This is a genomic window from Paenibacillus sp. SZ31, assembly GCF_012912005.1.
GTDB lineage: Bacteria > Bacillota > Bacilli > Paenibacillales > Paenibacillaceae > Paenibacillus.
The window spans coordinates 836,932-852,731 of record NZ_JABBEA010000001.1; the positions used below are offsets into that span (position 1 = coordinate 836,932).

The following is a 15,800-nucleotide window of genomic DNA, read 5'->3' on the forward strand; positions in this document are numbered from 1 at the left end:
TGTTAATCTCCCTTCATACTTTTATATTTTCAACGTTAAGTTCACGGACAAAAACAGCCGTCCCCTTAATTCTGACATCCATATCCTCACCATCCCGAATCACACTCACTTGAACCTTTCCATCTCTACCAATCTCATGCCCTTGTTCTACCACAAACTGTACCTCATCGATCTCCGGTTTCACATAGGTTAAATAATAAGCACCCATCACCCCGGAGGCCGTTCCAGTCACTGGATCTTCTGTAGTACCTGAGTACGGTGAAGAGAAATGTCTCGCATGCATCATCGCATCGGAATCACGGGTCTCGAAACAAAAGGGATGTAGCGAAGCTTTGGGGTTTTCAAGTAAAATACCAGGGAACAGGGAAGAATCCGGTTTCATTTTCATAAAAGAGCTTAGTTCACGAATTGAGATTAATAACGTCCAGGTTCCTGTACTTCCATAAACGATTGGCGTAGAATGGTCGACATCATCCAGAGTGAGGTTTATTGCGCTTACCAGCTTCTCGATGTCACCCTGGAACGGTACAAACTGCGGCTGATCCTGTTTCATTTCCATGTAAATGGTGTCGGCATTCCGCTCAAATCGTATGGGTAATATGCCTACATTGGTTTCAATCGTGATTAACTCTTTGTCACCCAACATACCACGTGTCTTCATACCATACAGTGATGCCATTGTGGCATGACCGCACAGATTAATCTCATGACCCGGCGTAAAATAACGTAATCTGACGTCAGCTACTTTAGAGTTCAACACAAATACCGTCTCATTAAAACCAACCTTATAAGCGATCTGCTGCATTTCCGTCTCACTTAAATGATCCGCATCAAAAACCACTCCTGCAGGGTTACCTTGGCCGGGAACTGTGGAGAAAGCATCATAATGATAGACCGTAACATCACTCATGATCAGACCCACTCTCTCTGTAATGTACGAGACGTATATTTCCATATAACTCTACATTTTCACCATCAATTATAACCCCGCCACCATCCTGGCACGCATAGACCGTTGTACGGTTAACACGCGTGTATTCTCTTAATGAATTCAGAGTCACTTCCGAACCGTCCCAATGCGGTGCAAACTCAAATTTAACGAGCCCCAGTGCTTTCATATCATCCAAACCCACATCGTTTTCATCTGCATCTTCACCATACCCGGCTATCTCGATCGTAGGTGTCGTCAGAATACTGCCTGCACTGACCCCGATCAAAATGCCGCCACTATTCACATAGGAACGCAGCAAACCAAGCGCATTTCTCTTCTGTAATAAACTTAGAAAATAAAACATATTTCCGCCGGACAGATGAATCGCATCACTTTCGAAAATAGCGCCAAATGTGCTCTCCTCATACTCCAGATCAAGATCATAATATTGAACGTTATCTATTCCTATTTGATTATAGTAACGTCTTGTGTGTTCAAAATACTTTCGCTCCGGGTCGGAACTTGAAGGGATATATCCGATGGAAGGCTGTTCACTGTCGAATAAGCTTCGTATTCTCTGATCCAATTTATCCTTAGATTCGAAAACCAAATCACTTAGCAGAACCAACGTAGTCATCTTATTTCCTCCCGTACCTATTAGACTTGCTTAAACTCTCTATCCAAAATCGAGAAAAAAAACTGGTCTGTCCACTGATTATTCCACAATAGTTCTTCCTGGAAGACGGCCTCCCGTGTCATACCCATATGCTTCATCAGTGCGGCTGAGCGAACGTTTTGTGAATTGCACATGCCGACGACCTTATGAGCTTGTAACTCTTGAAACGCAAATTGTAACAAAAGACGTGTAGCCTCACTCCCATATCCGTTGCCAGCGTATTCTGAAAGCACACCGAATCCAAGTTCCCAGCTTTTTCGGTAATCCACATAACTCCACATTTGAACAATACCAAGAGGTGTATCTTCCAGATCATTCAAGCGGCGTATAACGAAATCATAAGCATACGGTTTCTCATCTGCGACAGCAAAATGGCTGCGATATTTCTCACGGACCTTCTCCTCGTCCGTCTCAACGGTCTCTTCAAAACTCCATATGCTTGTATCACATTCCAGTTGACCTATGAAGTCGAGGTCCTGCTCTGTGACTGTTGTTATTCTGACCTTCTCTCCCACAAATTCCATGTGGATTCATCTCCTTTGGATTAAGATCATTGCTTCGGAATCTCCCACTCTGTATCAAACAAACCTCTACCGATGTTCCATTTGGCAAGCAAAGCCCTCTGTCTGTTTTCCAGATCAAGATAGGGTGCTGCAACGCAGGATAGCGTGTCAAACATATGGATAAAATGAGGCCCTTCCTTGAAACGTCGAAGCCCTCCATACTCTTCATCATCTGCTGCCCATACAATCTTTTTAATCCCCGACATTAATATGGTGCATGAACACATGGGACAAGGCTCACAGGTAGTATAAAGCGTCAAGTCTTTCTTCTTCGTGAATCTCTTCTTGTCTACATCCAGCAAATGTTTTCCTGCCCGACGAATAGCATCAACCTCTGCATGTGCGGTGGGGTCGCAATCCGAGAAGACTCGGTTTCTGCCTTTACTCACGACATTCCCATCCACATCCACAATTATCGCACCAATCGGATACGTTCCTTCAGTAAGTGATTGTTCTGCTTCTTCCAGAGCCAAAGTTAAATATTCATAATCCGATAACTTCATTGAAAGTCCCCCTAAGTACAGTTATAGATCACCTACAAAACATATCCCTCTATTTCTGAATGAAGTGTTTGATACCTTTTGCATCGGGGAGATTAGTCAGTTCCTTTCTCAAAAACACAGGATAGACTTCCATCTGCTCTAGTTCGTCCAAGGAGAACCATCGGAAGATTAGCTTACCGTTGTCTTCTAGGCCATTGAACTCAACTTGGCTATATAGCTTATGGGCTTCCGGCAATGTGATGACATAATAAAAACCAACTTCATGATACTTCAGGCCATCATATTCAAAGAAATCTTCACTAACATATGCGAGCCTTTGCGCTTCTACATGAACACCCAGTTCCTCCATCATCTCTCGCACAATAGCCGCTTCTGTTGTCTCGTTCATTTCTACCCGCCCTCCGGGCAGATTCCAGAAATCATCCTTTTCCGTCGTATGTAAAAGAACTCTTCCGGCATCCATCACAATACCTGCCACACGAAAGTTGAATTTGTTATTATACTGCTCATACGATATATTTTTGTTTTTTGAATTACTCATCTCGCTGACCATCCCTCAGACAATCCATCCATGAATCCCATGATGAATGACGGGATGATAAGTACGAGCAATAAAATTAAACTGGCTATGCCCCATTTAAGCAATGGTTTACGTTTCGTTTTTGCACCGAATACCAACAATAGAGCCGTTACAACGATTAATGCTACTTCAAAAAAAGCCATGAAAATAAACCTCCGTTATGTATTATGATTAGCAGTTTTCATATGTGCTCTAACCTGTTCAGCAAACTGAACTTCTTCCGTCTCAGTTTCAAAAAATCGTTTTGGAATCACATGCGCACTTGCCTTATTAATGAAAATAAAGAAATAGTGTTTTGTCTCACTGAAGCTCTCCAAACCTTTCCATTGTGTTGCACCTGAAGTCATATCATTGCTCCAGCGAATCTCCTGCTCTGAGATTTCTAGCTGATGATCACCCAGTATCCCTTTGCTCTCACGTGCCAATTTCTTGATTTTCTTTTTGGTTCGTATGTAGGTCATACCATTGGCGAATATACTACAGAGTAGCGCAGCAATAATGGCTTGTACCCATGAAAAATCTAATTGTCTAAATATTATGGCTATAGCTACAGGCAGCACACATACAGCGATCAGCATCCCCTTCCCATACACTTTAAACATCGCAAATTTGTTCATTTGCCAGTAATCTTCTTCTGTCAGCTGAATATGCATCATGTTACTAACTTCCTCCACTCGTTTTAATCTACCAATCTACTCATAAATCTTGCCCATATACATGATCTGAGCACATCTCTTCCATGGGTTATCCGGCTTCTCGTAATGCAGTAATCCATCCACTGACTCTTGCCCCCACTCGGCTGCCGCTTCCAGAAATGACGCTATCGAATCATTCTGCCATTCATCTGCATGATCTTTCCGATCCTTGCTTAATTGTTGCAGGAAAGCCATAAAGGTCACTTCATCTTCGACTTCATTTGCAAGCTCAAATAACGTTTTTTTCATGTTGTTTTGTTCACCTGCTTTCGATAATCCTAGCACCGTATGGTTACTCCAGAATCTTTTCTAATTTGCGCCTAGAAGCCTCGCGGTCATAATCCGAATTGTCCAGCCATACCTTATCCATCTGAAGTAACCCATAGATTTCGGACTCCAGCTTCTTTCTTTCCTGCAAAACCCGTACCGTACCCTGAACACCCTGATAACCCTGTGCTTGCCCAAAACCCTGATTCGTATAATAATTAATGAAGCCCTCTGACCATTCTTTTGGTCTTTCACTGACCGTCTTATCAAATGTATATGATATGTCCTTCTGGTCGATATAGATGAGAAGCGGATTCAGAGCAGGAATGATACGCCCCAGTTCCAATACATACTGCACGTTCTGTGCTTTGGATTGATTACATTTGACAAGACCCATGGTCATTGGATTTTGGATAAAACAACACTCAAATATCGTGATGCAGTCATCATTCGTGTTTAACAGGTTTTCAGTGAAATTCTGCCACTTCTCGGTGATCAATTTAACATTTTGTTCAAAAGGAATTTCGTAAATATCCCGTCTGAATATATCCTGTAAGACATGGTCGGGAATATTTATTCCCCACTGTTCTTTCATCTTACGGTATGGAATCAGGAAATCTTGATCATAGGCAATCGCATTACTTTCCAGAACCTCTCTGTAATCTTCATGCGTGCTCAATAAAGCCTCGAAGTCTCCAGCATGATAAAAAGATACGCCCTCATAATCAGCAGGGTGATCCAGGTTTCCTTCCTGAAATAGTTGTACCTGCTTGCCTTGTCCTATCAGAATTTCGGATACCATCTTGGCAATCGTTGACTTACCTGAACCCGGTAATCCTTCAATGAGTATTAATCTCCTAGCCATCATTACATCATCCTTTATTTTGTGTGATGATATGGATCTTCCATCTATCAGCCGCTATGCTATTAATCGATATCTGCAAAAATCCATTGCGCGTTATCGCCATCTTCTTTCTTTTTCCAAAATACCATCGTACTTATATATTCCTTGTCGTTCTCTCTTAATTCAGTAATCGTTACAGCTCCCTGGTAAAGCTGCTTTTGCTCTTGAATGATGATATCGCTTATGGAGGTAATCTTGCGAACTTTGTATCTTCCTATGCCCGATATAGGAGACTGTGGATCAAAAAGATTCATATATGCTTTTTCATCCTTTTCGTATAAATAACGCACCCGGGCATTCATAAGTTTGACGATTTCCAACTCATCCCCGGTATAATTTGTTTCATCAAGGTACACAGGTGGAATGTCTTCCTTCTCTTGGAAAGTCGGTATTTCTTCATCCTGCTGTGCATCTTCAGTGTTTCCTTTGTTCTGACAGGCCACCAGAAGAAGAATTAATAATGAAATTACGGTTAACTTTTTCATAATCAGCCCTCCATTTAATCATGGATAACGCTCCCCTGGTAAAGACCTTAATGCATTTTATTTAGAACGAAGACTTCCTATCTATGTAAAATTTTCTCTCAAGGTACATCATAACCCATAATGTGGAATTTGCGAATAAACGAAGTAAACCATCTCTGTTTCTATCGCATTTCACACAAAAAACACGCTGCTCTGCACAAGTTACATCATGCAAAGCGCGTGGATATCAGCAGAACTTTCATCAAACTTTTGTAACTGTCCACAATCTATCTAACTATCTATTCCATAACATATTGATTATGCCGACCGCTTCAATCTGAATCTCCTTTTCTTCATTATCCGCAAAACGGTAACTATATGTTGAAAAAATCCCCATATGACGTATATGTCCGCCTTTATAGTGAAGCTTCTTTTCCTCACCATCGATCGTCTGCGTAAACGTCCTGCCATCATTCACATCATACGAAGCATGGATGTCATGTTCACTTGCGAGCCATGCAACAAAATCTTCTTCGTTTGGATTGATCATTACTAGAATTACGAGCAGAACAACCAGCACAACAATGCCCGCTCTTAGTCCCGCACCCCTCTTGCTAACGTGCTGCTTGTGCCCACGCTTCATCCCGTTCACCCCGTTTCTTGAACAGAAATCTCTACGTTCTTCGCCAAAACCCAACCATTCAATCCATACGAGGATGAGATCACCATGTACTTGTATTTCTCTTCTATCAGCCGAGTTTGCAATTCTTCATAGGAATCATAACTGACAGGCCAAGCTTGACCCTTCCCTGACTCTAACAACTCTCGATTATAAGGGATAAAATGCTCTATGTCCCACTCATCCAGATCGAAAATAATACTGCCATGCAGCGGTGTATCAAACGCATGAGCCATTACACCAGAGAATAAGACATCCATATTTTTCGGCATCTCATGACTCGAACGAGTACACATCCTGATCCTTTCGTTCTCTAAATCAACTTCGTAGCTTAATATGATGTTGTCATGCAAACTTGGCATAGTACCTCTCCTTCTGGTGTGCTCATATATTAATCACCGTAATATTGTTTATAGTCTGAGACCCATTCCGCTTTGGAAAAATCAACAAAGTCATGCGGCTCGCACTGTCTAAGGTAAAGCAACTCTTCATGCGCCTGTTCCCCGTCTATTTTTTCCAGATAAAATAAAGTCTGATCATATCCCGCACCACATAGTAACTGCACATCAATATAACTACCCGCATCCTGATTCTTTCGTTTAGCTTGCCAGATCAGCGTGGTGTCCTCCACATTTCCGATACAGAACAACATAATGCACAACAATTTCAGAATTTAGTTATCCTGTGATTCTCGGTTCTCAATCTCTTGCTTCAACAGTTCTCGGATCGGCTCTCGATGGATGTCATCAGGCTCCAATTCGTATAACTCCAGCAGTTCTTCCTCGTTCATACTTGTTCTCCTTACCTTTACTTGAGAATGTTATTTAACTCTTCCGCTTTTTTCCTGCTATCCATTCTAGCATAAAAATAAAAAGCGATGACGTGCAGCACGATAGATAACAACCACATGCCGGGGAACCAGGGAGCAATGAACTGGAACATGTCTACCGAGAATAACCATACCATTGCCATACCTCCTGTAATGCTTAAGGTAGAAGATATAACAATATTCCACAATGGTTTCAACGTAAAATGGTTCCAGAGCACATTGTACATCACAGCGTACAGCACAGCAGCAATAGTCGAAATTCCGGCAATATTCCACAGGTAGCTCATATGGATAGGTTGATCACTATAGAATAGGGTCAATAGCAAGGTCACCCAGAGTGAAGTAATGGTGAATACTTGAAAAAAGGACAACCTAAGCTGCATCATCATGATAATTTCCCCCTAAAGTTTTTAATATAAAATCGACTGACAAAGTAACTGGAGCTATCGCTCAGATCTACCTTAATCCGAGCTTGGTCTGTTGCAGAGAATGCGGTGATGTACCGCGTATTGATGATCGTTTGATTATTGATTTTCACAAAATGAACGTCATCCAGATCCTCTTCTACAAATTTCAAACGTTTGTTAAGCAGGTATCTCTCGCCTGTAATCACACGTACACAATACATCCGATCCTCCGACTCAATGGCGACCACCGAGCTCAATTGGATCTGTACATTGCGATTGTTCTTGGCATGGATGACCGTTAGTTGGGTTTCCGATTCGGAGATCGCCTTCTGAATACGGTCCCACTTCGACTTCTCTGCCGGATGTGTAATGACCTTGGCTAAGCTTTTTTCAACTGCCGTGTCCTCTTCAAAAATGACTTTCATGCGTTGCCCCTCCTCTCACAACTCATATTACAAGCATAGTTACGTCAATCCCACTGTATTGCGTTTTGTTGCATGATTTCGCAAGTTTGTTGCATTGGCATTGCTTAGATACTAAAAAGAACCACTCCATAGGAGCAGTTCTTCCATGTACTCATCCAGAGCATTCAAGGCATGAGCTATTCTTTTTTATCAAGGTGCTGCCTTAACCTACTCAACCTCCAGATACATCTCCTGATTTTGCAGGATTATCTTATTCATGTGTGCAATAGCTACTTGCGCCATAGTCTGATAGGTTCCATATAATGCCTCTGTTCTCTGAAGCAAGATCGGGTCCTTCTCCAGATCCGTTGCTAACACCTCACGCCACTCTTCACCCACTCTGTTTTTATCCGTGATCAGACTTTCTATCTGGTCCAGTACAGTTACCATTTCATCTAAATGAAAAAAGTGCATCCCATTTTTAATTCCATTCCAACTCTTGATCTCGATGATGTTATATGCCGAAAACCAATAAAACTCTGCCAGACTCTTCGTGTGATTGTGATAGGAATAGAACAGAAATAAGGCTTGTTGCCCTTCATGTAACTGTCGGTATATCTCTGTTTTGGCGGTCATATCTCTGCCCCGTACAGAAACAAGCATCGGTTCAATACATAACCAGCTAAGTTGCTTTGAATGTATATCTTCTACTCGCACTCTAGCCTTCAATAACATCCCCCTCTCTGTTCAATGCTTTAAGACTTCTCTGGTGCTTCCACTGCCGGGTCATTCTCTCCGCCCATTCTGCGTCTGGATGTCTCCATTTTCCCTGTCGAAGGCACATGGTCAGACGCTTTAGCTAATCCGAATTTTGGCATGTTGGCGTATATGGTCTCAAAGGAACCTGACTGAGCCTTGTATGTCTCATGATAGATCCCTACGGTTCCATCAGAACCAATGGAACGGTTGAATCTTTTCCAAGCTTCCAAGTGCAGTCCACCTCGTGCGTATTTCTCCAATTCATCGTAAGAGCGCCAGTATTGTAGTAGCGTCACCCCACGCCAGCTTATAAAATACTCTGTACTCAGAAATCCGGTCTCCGGATTCATATACAGTTCTTTAATCATCGGGCCCATGGACTTAAAAACAGGCAGCCATTTATGTATAGCCCACAGACGATTGATCCTCATTCCGATGATAAAAACAACAAATTCTCCCTCGATCTGAGCTGAATATCTTCCCTTATGTACGTTCGCCACGTCACTCCTCCTTTTCGTCAAACACATTCGATTTCATCGGATCTGAACGATCCTTCCTATCCGCTCATAGGCAAGGTTCGGTCTGCATGGTCATGGTTACCTCCGTGGCTCCTTTGTGCAATGCAACGAATTGACGTGCTATCTCATCCACCGCATCCGACAAAAAAGAAACCGGAATCTCAATCTGTTCTCCCTGATCAGGTTGAACCAGGATATCCAACCATCCGTGCGGTTCAAGCGTCATAACGATGTCCATAGCCATCCTCCTTTATGTGATTCTATGATGCAGGATTAACTGAAGATAATGCCTTTCATTACAAATATTCTAATGAGTCAGGTGGTAAAGCCACACCCCGATATCCTTACCAAAGGCATACACCAAATTCAACACAATGATAGATAATAAAAATGCTGCACTCTTGGGATATTTTTTCATCAAATCAGATAGTTCTATTATTGTTTTTTGCATGATAGGGTCTCCTTTTCAAATAAAAATTACAGTCGTATTCTTCTACATTGTCACTTCAACCGAATTATAAAAGTTAATGAGATTAGGTGAAGTAGTGAACAAATTCTTGTCGGTAGGTGCGTCACTAAGATGTACATACAATCCGAATTCCTTGATATATTCTGCAAAATCCGGCTCTTCTTCATTGGAAATGGTTATCGTGTATACCTGCTCATCCAATGTAGGGAAACTCCATTTGGCCCACGCGAGCTCGCTTAGTCTCACTTCAGCTGAAAGCTTAGCTACTGCATATTGTCCTTCGACTTCGATTAATTCAGCGATAGAATACTTTCTTTTGCTGGACTCCGTGAAAACCAACTGACGATCTTCGTTTCCTATACTAATCTGTGCTACTGGACCAGTCATGTGATATGACTTAACATATTGCATAATGGCTTCTTGGGCAGTATCGTACTTTTTCAAACGTTGGATCGGATCAATCTCTTTACTTGGTGAACTGCATCCAGCGACTATAATCAACAGCAACATATATATGTAGAACGTCCTTTTGATTTGTGTTCACGCTCCTTGTTATTATGTTTGTTTCTCTGCCATTAAAATTCTTACGATACTTGTCGTGTTTTTGAATTTCATTCTGTTATTCTTCTGTTGGTAGTCCCACCCATGTTTTATTGCATATTGAATAAGGTTGGATATCAGTTTAGGTTCATAGACAAATATATCCCATGTATCTTCCCAAGCCACATCGAACTCTACAAATGTAGAATTAAATGTATTTGAATAGATCCGAATAACAATATCGTATGCTTGCTCATCCACAACATACAAAAACAGTGTATCATTCACTACAATTTTGCGGACTTGTTTCCTGTATACCTTCAGGTAATTCCCTCCCTTACTTACATATTGCTGCGTAAATCTTTATACACATTCCATTCTGTATACAATTGTTTTAGCGCCAATCATGTTGTATGTATGAACTCTTCCATAGCTTCCATGGATAAAATATTTAAATCACCCAAGGGTTCATTGTCAGAGTTAGCTAATAACTCAAGTTTCTCTCCCCTATACTGATACACCTCAGATTCTAGCAATCCACCTAAATCAAATGCTCTTCCCACGTTCAGCTCATTTAACCATTCATGGGCCCCGTTCCAATTCCGTAGAATCATAAACTCCAGCTTCGTGACATCCTGCGTATACACGCTTCTTCCATTGGGATGAACTTCATATGTAGGATAAATATCGAATGTCCACACGCGGTCCGTATAGATATGGGCGATGTAACCGCACAGATATTGCATGAATTTGGGATCACTATAAGCCAACTTCTTGTTGCACTCAAAAAAGGCTTCAAGCTCTTCGTCTGTTGCGAACCTTCCTGCCTCTGGCATGAGGTGAGTTTTTGCCTTTTCGGTACGGGTGTTGGTTCTTACATGGATAGAATCAGGAGCAAGGCTTCCCAATAACAATTCAGGGGATGGCTCGGATATCAATTCGGATGCAATTGCAAAATGAACCATTGGCCAAGGCAATATAAATACTCCTTTCTTTATTAAAAGGCTCCACTATGATGTTCTATGAACTACAAAGCTAAGTGCTCACTATCTTGTACATGTACCAATTCAATATCCTCACAATAGAATCCTAATATTCCGTTCTCGTAGTCCTCCACGTAACTATACAGATTCAACCCAGCAACCCTTTCAAATTTTGAACAGAAAATGCTGGGATAAAAGTTTGAATTAATTCCATGTTTTTCATCATGATCTAACCTCAATTCATTTTGAGTTATTCTATTAACGCTGTCACTTCCGTAGTAATTTAGACTCTCCTTGCTTCAAGTCTACAAATATTGGCTTCTGCACATTGTTAATTGTGGAAATATCAATCTCATCTAGACTTTTAAAAACAAGCTGTAATGACTCCTTTTGTTCATCTTCAAATAAAAGAGTTAGCTGATCATCACAGAGTTTTCCTTCCAACTCCGCAATAACGTCAAATAAAAACATTACAAATACTACTTTATTTCCATCCGGATACGTATAGTGCATCCTCTCGCCCGAATAGATTGAGGCCAATTTATAAGAACTCACCTCAAGCCCTGTTTCCTCTTTCACTTCTCTAATCATGGTTTCTTCGATTCGTTCGCCTGGCTCCATACCACCCCCAGGTAATCCCCAATCTCCATAATCTGATCTCTTTTGTAGCAGAACCCTCCCCATATGATCTCGAATAATAGCTCCACCCGTAACTACAATACGACTAGTCATTACTCTTACTCCTTTCTGTTAGGTTGCTTCTCAACAGATCACAAAAATTTCAATCAGGAAACTTTCCTATTGATTCATATTCCAAAATGCACAATACATCTGCCATTTATCTCAGCATACTTTGCCATGTTCGCAAGCTTGTGTAATTCGTTGATTAATTCTAATTTGTTGTACACGAGTTTCTCGTAATAGCCCTTCTGTTCTTCTCCATCAAAACAGTAATTCCCTGTAAGAACAATCGGATCAGTCGCATGGCTGAATAGATCCATCCAGGCTCGAATCAGTTGATAAAATTTCAACAAAACATCCTGCTCTTCAATCACGGTTATTCCATAGTTGTTCAGTCCACTACATCTCATTCCGGTAGATGGATTCCATGTATCCAACCAACGAAGGGAATCATAGATGTACACAATGAACTCGTCTTCCAAGGTTGCATAATTCTCTGTTGTTAACCCACTTTTATGTATCATGCCATGAGAATCCCAGGAGTAGAAAGTATGATTATTCCCATTTACTCGCTTTTTGTTTTCAATAACAAAATGATGCTTTGGCATATTTAAGTACTTCCACCTTCCACGGTCACTCCCAATGACTCCTCTTAATTCATCATAACCCATGTATTGGAAAATGCGAAGTTGTTTTGAATCGAAAACATCAAAAAGCCTCCACAGTCTTATTCGACAGTGGAGACTCTATTTGCTTCTACACTTTCATCAGAAAAGTCACTAATGAAAATGGTCTTCATACTTAAATATTAAGGTGTAACAGTAATCTCCCCCATACCCACCGTTTGAGTTGCTGGGGCAATATAATTTCCTGCATCAGGTCCTGTAAGAGTATACTTAATTGTTATTACTTTACTGGTACCAACGGCTGCATTATTGTATGTCGCTACAGCATTTACTTGTACATCATCCCCAGAGATCACGTTAGTTAATACACCTGGCGTTACATTTGCAGTAACAGTTCCGTCATACACTTTGGAGAGTGTTAATGTCGGATCCGTGATCATCAATTGCTTTGCAGTGATCCCACCAACTACTTTAATATCCTTTGGTGGTGAATAATTCCCTACTTCTACCGGTGGTCCCAATAGAGTATACGATATAGATATCTGCTTATTCGTTCCTACATTTTCATTATCATAGACTCCTGAAGCACTTACCGTTACGTCATCCCCAGGACAAATACCTTGTTTATTTTCTCCACAAGATCCTACTCTAGAACCTGCTATTGCAGTTGTTGCGAAGGTTCCATCATACACTTTGAAAGTGGTGATTAGGTCTATGATCGTCCCCGTATCTGCACTAGATTGTACATAAACAGTGTATTTCGTATTAATAACCGGAGCAATATATTTGCCACTATCCGTACCGGCTATTGTGTAAACCAAAGATACAAGCGCCGCTTTAGGCGGGGAAGTTGTATCATATACCGCCTCTGCACTCACCGTCACATCCTCACCTGGAACAACCCCAACTAATGAACCTGCAGTTACGACTACCGATGAATCTCCATCTTCCTTCTCAATAACATCCAACATTGGCTCCCCGATCGTCAACTGTGCGGCTGTAATGGCCCCTGTCTGGATTGTATAGTTTGCAGGCGCAATATACTTGGCCGCATCTGCTCCGCCCAACGTATAAACTACAGTTATTGTTTTACCTGTGCCTATTATTGCATCATTGTAGGTGGCTGCTGCACTCACGGTTACATGGTCTCCAGCAGCAACTCCGGTTAGTGAATCTGCTATTACTGTAGCCGAAGACGTTCCATCGTACATTTTCTCGGTTGAGAGTACTGGAGTCGAAACGGTTAACTGATTTGTACCAATAACGATCTCTGCCGAAGCCATCGATATATTGTTCGCGAGATCAACGGCATATACGACGTACGTACCTGACGCTAAACCTGCTGTATTAATTGTGGCATCTACGTTTGCTGTTACCGATTGCTTCTTGCCTAACAATCCTGCAACAGATTGATTTAAACTTGTGATTGTTTTTGGTGTTGCGGAAGGAACCAGATACACATATCCATTTTCATTGCTTCTACCCACCACAGGATCTCCACCTGCAATAGGACCACTCGTTACATTGGACAGATTAGGAGCAATTGTATCCGTTCCACCAGTGGAAGGTCCAGTCACGGGTACATTTGTAGAAGTAGTTGGAGGAATTGTAGTTATAACTTTATCCAACAGTCGAATTGTAGTTTCAAAAGTCGTACCATCTTTAGCTACGGAACTTAGTGTCACTTTTTCAATAGTTCCTGTGCCTAGAATCTTAGCTACCGCATCTAAGAAAAGGTTTACAATCGTTGCGTCCGTCCCTAAGTTAAGTGTCGTGCCCGTTGCTGTTACTGCTGCGTTAACGTCCTTAACACGGCCTTCAGGAATATCCACCTGAACCCCACTGCCTTTAACCGTTAGGGAATCAAATGTTCCTTTCAAACCTACTTTTGAACCCGCAGGTAATCGCTCGGATAACGTAATTTTGCCGAAGCCATTCCCGGTAGTATCCGTTTCTTGTAGCGTAGCAGGGGATTGAATGGTTACTTCTCCAACTGTCGTTGAACCTTCTACAATAATGAGAACGGGTCCTTTTTTCTTATCAACAATAAGGGTAGATGTTACGGTATTTTTTAAATAGATGGTACTAACTCCCCCACCCTCTACCCGTGTCACACCTTTAATCGTAACATTCGTAAGGTGTACATCTCCTTCTCGGATACCTTCACTAAATAATAGGTTCCCGTTAATGATCATGTTCTTCATTGTAACCCCAGCCGCGCTAATGAGCACATCACCATCAATAGTCTGCGTTCCCGCCTCAGGGCCATATGTTCCAGCTAAGCTGTAATCCGTTGCTTTCGCATTGACTGAACGATCCAGCGCAACGACTGCTTCAGCACGAGTAATCGGTTTATTCGGGTTGAAGTTATTATCGTAGCCCTGCAAGATCCCTTTAGCTACAGTAGCATCCACCGAATTTTTAGCCCATGAGGCTATTGCATTCGAATCCGTAAAGTGCTCCCCAGTACTAGCTTCATTCGATAGATCTAGAAGATCATCGATAATAACTGCAACTTCTTGTCTACTAATGGGTTTATTGGCACCGATAGTACCGTCCCTATAACCCTTTATATATCCAGCTTTCACAGCTTTGGAAACCTCAGCATATGCCCAGTTAGATGAAGTAACATCCTTGAAGGTTACAGATGCTGTTTCAGTAAATCCATATGAACGATTAACCAAGGAGAAAAATTCTGCTCTTGTTATGGTATTGTTCGGTTTAAAGCTGCCGTCTTCATAACCATGAATAAAACCTTTGTCGATCCATTTCGTAATTTGGCTTTCTGCCCAGTTTCCCTCAATGTCTGATGCCGAAGATTCGGCGGCACCAAATACTACATTAAACGATGAAAACAACATAACTGTAATCAATAGAGTGGTCACAAGCTTTTTAGCACAATTCATGATATTAGTCCTCTCACTCATAGTATGATTACTGGATCTTATTCGCTCAACTTATCACAAAGATCAGCAATAGTATACATAAAATACTGACCATGAAATATGGCTACAAAACCCAGTCTGTTAAGTGTTTATAGCTCTACTTTTAGTGCATACAGTATACATTTTATTCGGCTCTTCCCTAACATAATCTGCAACTGACATATAACAAAAAAGGACACGTCATTGTCGTATCCCTAGGTATCCTCATGTATTAAATTAGGTCGTATACTACTTCATTGAATTTCTGGGTTTCCCGAGTTCTCTCATTTAGAAAATCCTTCGTTTATCCAGAAACGCTGTTCCCTCTTTACAATACATTTTTATAAATTCATTGGTCACATGATCATGTCTCAGCATGCCCATATAGTCTGAACCTG

Annotated in this window: 24 protein-coding genes; all 24 read right to left on the minus strand. The window is 41.4% G+C overall.

The features are described from left to right. Window positions 1–13: 13 nt before the first annotated feature. Window positions 14–910 carry a PhzF family phenazine biosynthesis isomerase gene (locus HF638_RS03850; RefSeq protein ID WP_169478955.1) on the minus strand — a complete coding sequence of 299 codons (897 nt, stop codon included), beginning with the start codon at window positions 908–910 and terminating at the stop codon, window positions 14–16. Then, window positions 903–1,568, minus strand: coding sequence for a Type 1 glutamine amidotransferase-like domain-containing protein (locus tag HF638_RS03855; RefSeq protein ID WP_169478956.1), 666 nt, complete (start codon window positions 1,566–1,568; stop codon window positions 903–905). Before HF638_RS03855 ends, HF638_RS03850 begins: the two co-directional genes overlap by 8 nt. A gap of 20 nt (window positions 1,569–1,588) precedes the next feature. Further along, window positions 1,589–2,131, minus strand: coding sequence for a GNAT family N-acetyltransferase (locus HF638_RS03860; RefSeq protein WP_169478957.1), 543 nt, complete (start codon window positions 2,129–2,131; stop codon window positions 1,589–1,591). Between the two features lie 26 nt (window positions 2,132–2,157). Beyond that, entirely contained in the window at window positions 2,158–2,673 is a 516-nt protein-coding gene (locus HF638_RS03865; protein WP_169478958.1) for a nucleoside deaminase, read from the minus strand. Window positions 2,674–2,722: 49 nt separating this feature from the next. Then, window positions 2,723–3,214 (minus strand): NUDIX hydrolase, encoded by a 492-nt coding sequence (locus HF638_RS03870; RefSeq protein WP_169478959.1) that lies wholly within the window; start codon window positions 3,212–3,214, stop codon window positions 2,723–2,725. Next, a complete protein-coding gene (locus tag HF638_RS03875; protein WP_076330170.1) occupies window positions 3,211–3,396 on the minus strand; it encodes a hypothetical protein in 186 nt (61 codons plus the stop codon). Before HF638_RS03875 ends, HF638_RS03870 begins: the two co-directional genes overlap by 4 nt. A 15-nt stretch (window positions 3,397–3,411) precedes the next feature. Then, window positions 3,412–3,909, minus strand: coding sequence for a YcxB family protein (locus HF638_RS03880; protein ID WP_169478960.1), 498 nt, complete (start codon window positions 3,907–3,909; stop codon window positions 3,412–3,414). 36 nt (window positions 3,910–3,945) lie between these two features. Further along, a complete protein-coding gene (locus tag HF638_RS03885; RefSeq protein ID WP_169478961.1) occupies window positions 3,946–4,197 on the minus strand; it encodes a DUF7660 family protein in 252 nt (83 codons plus the stop codon). A gap of 43 nt (window positions 4,198–4,240) precedes the next feature. Further along, window positions 4,241–5,080, minus strand: a complete 840-nt coding sequence (locus tag HF638_RS03890; protein WP_169478962.1) for an adenylyl-sulfate kinase — start codon at window positions 5,078–5,080, stop codon at window positions 4,241–4,243. Between the two features lie 62 nt (window positions 5,081–5,142). Further along, the gene (locus HF638_RS03895; protein ID WP_169478963.1) at window positions 5,143–5,604 is read right to left on the minus strand and encodes a hypothetical protein; all 462 of its coding nucleotides are present in this window, start codon (window positions 5,602–5,604) and stop codon (window positions 5,143–5,145) included. Window positions 5,605–5,878: 274 nt separating this feature from the next. Beyond that, complete coding sequence (locus HF638_RS03900) at window positions 5,879–6,226, minus strand: hypothetical protein (RefSeq protein WP_169478964.1); 348 nt, start codon at window positions 6,224–6,226, stop codon at window positions 5,879–5,881. 5 nt (window positions 6,227–6,231) lie between these two features. Further along, window positions 6,232–6,624 carry a hypothetical protein gene (locus tag HF638_RS03905; RefSeq protein ID WP_169478965.1) on the minus strand — a complete coding sequence of 131 codons (393 nt, stop codon included), beginning with the start codon at window positions 6,622–6,624 and terminating at the stop codon, window positions 6,232–6,234. A 29-nt stretch (window positions 6,625–6,653) separates the two neighbouring features. Beyond that, on the minus strand, window positions 6,654–6,926 hold the full coding sequence (locus tag HF638_RS03910; RefSeq protein WP_169478966.1) for a hypothetical protein: 273 nt from the start codon (window positions 6,924–6,926) through the stop codon (window positions 6,654–6,656). 143 nt (window positions 6,927–7,069) lie between these two features. Next, the gene (locus HF638_RS03915) at window positions 7,070–7,480 is read right to left on the minus strand and encodes a hypothetical protein (RefSeq protein WP_169478967.1); all 411 of its coding nucleotides are present in this window, start codon (window positions 7,478–7,480) and stop codon (window positions 7,070–7,072) included. After that, a complete protein-coding gene (locus tag HF638_RS03920) occupies window positions 7,477–7,923 on the minus strand; it encodes a LytTR family DNA-binding domain-containing protein (protein ID WP_169478968.1) in 447 nt (148 codons plus the stop codon). Before HF638_RS03920 ends, HF638_RS03915 begins: the two co-directional genes overlap by 4 nt. A gap of 207 nt (window positions 7,924–8,130) precedes the next feature. Beyond that, the gene (locus HF638_RS03925; RefSeq protein WP_169478969.1) at window positions 8,131–8,631 is read right to left on the minus strand and encodes a hypothetical protein; all 501 of its coding nucleotides are present in this window, start codon (window positions 8,629–8,631) and stop codon (window positions 8,131–8,133) included. A 26-nt stretch (window positions 8,632–8,657) separates the two neighbouring features. Then, window positions 8,658–9,161, minus strand: coding sequence for a monooxygenase family protein (locus HF638_RS03930; protein WP_169478970.1), 504 nt, complete (start codon window positions 9,159–9,161; stop codon window positions 8,658–8,660). A 64-nt stretch (window positions 9,162–9,225) separates the two neighbouring features. After that, a complete protein-coding gene (locus tag HF638_RS03935) occupies window positions 9,226–9,417 on the minus strand; it encodes a hypothetical protein (protein WP_248277997.1) in 192 nt (63 codons plus the stop codon). A gap of 69 nt (window positions 9,418–9,486) precedes the next feature. Beyond that, a complete protein-coding gene (locus HF638_RS03940) occupies window positions 9,487–9,630 on the minus strand; it encodes a hypothetical protein (protein WP_169478971.1) in 144 nt (47 codons plus the stop codon). Between the two features lie 42 nt (window positions 9,631–9,672). Beyond that, window positions 9,673–10,158, minus strand: coding sequence for a hypothetical protein (locus HF638_RS03945; protein ID WP_169478972.1), 486 nt, complete (start codon window positions 10,156–10,158; stop codon window positions 9,673–9,675). 434 nt (window positions 10,159–10,592) lie between these two features. Then, window positions 10,593–11,165, minus strand: a complete 573-nt coding sequence (locus HF638_RS03950; RefSeq protein ID WP_169478973.1) for a hypothetical protein — start codon at window positions 11,163–11,165, stop codon at window positions 10,593–10,595. A gap of 273 nt (window positions 11,166–11,438) precedes the next feature. Further along, window positions 11,439–11,903, minus strand: a complete 465-nt coding sequence (locus HF638_RS03955) for an NUDIX domain-containing protein (RefSeq protein WP_169478974.1) — start codon at window positions 11,901–11,903, stop codon at window positions 11,439–11,441. A 74-nt stretch (window positions 11,904–11,977) separates the two neighbouring features. Then, on the minus strand, window positions 11,978–12,376 hold the full coding sequence (locus tag HF638_RS03960; RefSeq protein WP_169478975.1) for a hypothetical protein: 399 nt from the start codon (window positions 12,374–12,376) through the stop codon (window positions 11,978–11,980). Window positions 12,377–12,660: 284 nt separating this feature from the next. Next, window positions 12,661–15,384, minus strand: coding sequence for a YDG domain-containing protein (locus tag HF638_RS03965; RefSeq protein ID WP_169478976.1), 2,724 nt, complete (start codon window positions 15,382–15,384; stop codon window positions 12,661–12,663). Window positions 15,385–15,800 lie beyond the last annotated feature (416 nt).

Coding starts and splice junctions, on each gene's coding strand:
- HF638_RS03850 (WP_169478955.1), bottom strand. CDS start 910: ATGAGTGATGTTACGGTCTATCATTATGATGCTTTCTCCACAGTTCCC.
- HF638_RS03855 (WP_169478956.1), bottom strand. CDS start 1,568: ATGACTACGTTGGTTCTGCTAAGTGATTTGGTTTTCGAATCTAAGGAT.
- HF638_RS03860 (WP_169478957.1), bottom strand. CDS start 2,131: ATGGAATTTGTGGGAGAGAAGGTCAGAATAACAACAGTCACAGAGCAG.
- HF638_RS03865 (WP_169478958.1), bottom strand. CDS start 2,673: ATGAAGTTATCGGATTATGAATATTTAACTTTGGCTCTGGAAGAAGCA.
- HF638_RS03870 (WP_169478959.1), bottom strand. CDS start 3,214: ATGAGTAATTCAAAAAACAAAAATATATCGTATGAGCAGTATAATAAC.
- HF638_RS03875 (WP_076330170.1), bottom strand. CDS start 3,396: ATGGCTTTTTTTGAAGTAGCATTAATCGTTGTAACGGCTCTATTGTTG.
- HF638_RS03880 (WP_169478960.1), bottom strand. CDS start 3,909: ATGATGCATATTCAGCTGACAGAAGAAGATTACTGGCAAATGAACAAA.
- HF638_RS03885 (WP_169478961.1), bottom strand. CDS start 4,197: ATGAAAAAAACGTTATTTGAGCTTGCAAATGAAGTCGAAGATGAAGTG.
- HF638_RS03890 (WP_169478962.1), bottom strand. CDS start 5,080: ATGGCTAGGAGATTAATACTCATTGAAGGATTACCGGGTTCAGGTAAG.
- HF638_RS03895 (WP_169478963.1), bottom strand. CDS start 5,604: ATGAAAAAGTTAACCGTAATTTCATTATTAATTCTTCTTCTGGTGGCC.
- HF638_RS03900 (WP_169478964.1), bottom strand. CDS start 6,226: ATGAAGCGTGGGCACAAGCAGCACGTTAGCAAGAGGGGTGCGGGACTA.
- HF638_RS03905 (WP_169478965.1), bottom strand. CDS start 6,624: ATGCCAAGTTTGCATGACAACATCATATTAAGCTACGAAGTTGATTTA.
- HF638_RS03915 (WP_169478967.1), bottom strand. CDS start 7,480: ATGATGATGCAGCTTAGGTTGTCCTTTTTTCAAGTATTCACCATTACT.
- HF638_RS03920 (WP_169478968.1), bottom strand. CDS start 7,923: ATGAAAGTCATTTTTGAAGAGGACACGGCAGTTGAAAAAAGCTTAGCC.
- HF638_RS03935 (WP_248277997.1), bottom strand. CDS start 9,417: ATGGACATCGTTATGACGCTTGAACCGCACGGATGGTTGGATATCCTG.
- HF638_RS03940 (WP_169478971.1), bottom strand. CDS start 9,630: ATGCAAAAAACAATAATAGAACTATCTGATTTGATGAAAAAATATCCC.
- HF638_RS03945 (WP_169478972.1), bottom strand. CDS start 10,158: ATGTTGCTGTTGATTATAGTCGCTGGATGCAGTTCACCAAGTAAAGAG.
- HF638_RS03955 (WP_169478974.1), bottom strand. CDS start 11,903: ATGACTAGTCGTATTGTAGTTACGGGTGGAGCTATTATTCGAGATCAT.
- HF638_RS03960 (WP_169478975.1), bottom strand. CDS start 12,376: ATGATACATAAAAGTGGGTTAACAACAGAGAATTATGCAACCTTGGAA.
- HF638_RS03965 (WP_169478976.1), bottom strand. CDS start 15,384: ATGAATTGTGCTAAAAAGCTTGTGACCACTCTATTGATTACAGTTATG.